The sequence below is a fragment of the Actinomadura sp. WAC 06369 genome (assembly GCF_003947565.1).
Lineage (GTDB): Bacteria > Actinomycetota > Actinomycetes > Streptosporangiales > Streptosporangiaceae > Spirillospora > Spirillospora rifamycini.
Map to the genome: position 1 here is coordinate 1 of NZ_QHJN01000363.1, position 1,539 is coordinate 1,539.

The 1,539-nt window shown below is 71.5% G+C and carries 3 protein-coding genes; all 3 read left to right on the forward strand.

Translation table 11 applies throughout. From position 1 onward, the window contains the following. The first annotated feature begins 170 nt into the window (after positions 1-170). From DMH08_RS39430 to DMH08_RS39440, 3 genes are read left to right on the forward strand one after another with little or no spacing between them, the layout of a single operon-like run. Positions 171-590 carry a hypothetical protein gene (locus DMH08_RS39430; RefSeq protein WP_125621387.1) on the forward strand — a complete coding sequence of 140 codons (420 nt, stop codon included), beginning with the start codon at positions 171-173 and terminating at the stop codon, positions 588-590. Beyond that, complete coding sequence (locus DMH08_RS39435) at positions 590-1,009, forward strand: hypothetical protein (protein WP_125621390.1); 420 nt, start codon at positions 590-592, stop codon at positions 1,007-1,009. Before DMH08_RS39430 ends, DMH08_RS39435 begins: the two co-directional genes overlap by 1 nt. Beyond that, a complete protein-coding gene (locus DMH08_RS39440) occupies positions 996-1,436 on the forward strand; it encodes a hypothetical protein (RefSeq protein WP_125621393.1) in 441 nt (146 codons plus the stop codon). Before DMH08_RS39435 ends, DMH08_RS39440 begins: the two co-directional genes overlap by 14 nt. Positions 1,437-1,539 lie beyond the last annotated feature (103 nt).

The window sequence follows — 1,539 nt, forward strand, 5'->3', positions numbered from 1 at the left end:
GCCGGTCAGGTCGGGCCGCTGATGTGGGTCTACGCCGGGGCGGGCGCCCGCGAGGTCGGGACGCTGATCACGGTGCGGGCCGACCATGACGGGGGCTGGTGCTACTACCGGTCACCGGACGGGCGGCCGGTCACGGTCTGGTTCGAGATCGAACGACAGGAGGGAGAAGGGTGACAAAAGTGCTGGTGCAGCGGGCGGTCTCGGAGTCGGCGGCCGTTCCGCTGCGGGTGCGGACGCGCCTCGGGCGTGCGACGGCGGCGCGGAACCTGGCGCGGCTGGAAGTGGTGCTGCTCCACAAGGGGTGGCACTGCCTGCGGCTGTATGCCGGTCAGGTCGGGCCGCTGATGTGGGTCTACGCCGGGGCGGGCGCCCGCGAGGTCGGGACGCTGATCACGGTGCGGGCCGACCATGACGGGGGCTGGTGCTACTACCGGTCACCGGACGGGCGGCGGCGCCCGGAGTGGCTGGCGGCGTGCGGCGACGTGATCACGGCGGCGGAACGACTGGACGAGCACATGAAACCCCGGCTCTACCCCGGCACCTTTCCGGTACCGGGCAGGCGCGGGGAGCACGGAAAGAGGGAGCGCTGATGAAATTCGTGGAGGACGTCCGATCATGGTCGCAAGACCATCGGGGCTCGGTATCGACGGGTGCGCATTCGGCCCTGCCATCGTTGGGGGCGGATGACCTGGGCACGGTGATGGAGCACCTATGCGACGTCGCCGAGGATCTCTTCCTGCTGCTGCGGGAGATCAATCTTCGGGCGGAGGTGCTCCAGCGGGAGACGTGGGAGTTCTACGGTAATGACGCGGAGCGGACCAAGCTGATGGATGGCGCGTTGGTGCCGCTGGGGTGCGCGGTCGGGTCGGCGGAGGGCGTGCTCTACATAGTGGGCGCGGCGCGGGGTGAGTGGCTGGCCGCTCAAGGCGCCGCCGTGCCGGATCGGGGCGGCTGCGACTCGGCGCGGACGAGGGCTCGGGCGGAGGTGAGGGCCGGTGACGTGGGTTAAGGACCTGGAGGCGTGGGTGACGCTGGGTGAGACGCTGGCGTGGCCGACGGTGTCGGACGTTCGGGCCCTGAGCACAGAGGACATGGGGCCGGTGCTGGGCCTGCTGGCGGATGCGGCTGAGACGGTGCATCGGCACCTGACGCTGGCGGCTACGCAGGCGGAGGCGTTGCGGATGGGGGCGCAGTGCGGGTGCCCGGGAGGTGACGTGCGGGTGGACCGGATGGATGACGCATTGGTGCCGGTGTCGCTGGCGGGCGAGACGTCACAGGCTGTCCTGTACCTGGCCAGGCAGGCGAGCCGCGAATGGTTCGCCGCTCAGGACGCCGGATGCGGGGCGGCTCCGCCGAATCCGGGGGGTGAGGCGTTCACCCGGCCGGTGCTGCCTCCGGGTGGCCCCGCGCCAGAGGTGAGGCATTCGCAGACGTGACGGTGGTCGGCTGAGCGTGCGCTGAGCGGTCCCAGGGTGGGGGTCGTGGCCGTAGGGCTGCGGCCCCCGCTTTTCGCGTGCTGCGGGGGTTGGGGGCCTGGCG

What these genes read in the sequence shown, in the direction of transcription:
- DMH08_RS39435 (WP_125621390.1), top strand. Translation starts at nt 590, where the DNA reads ATGAAATTCGTGGAGGACGTCCGATCATGGTCGCAAGACCATCGGGGC.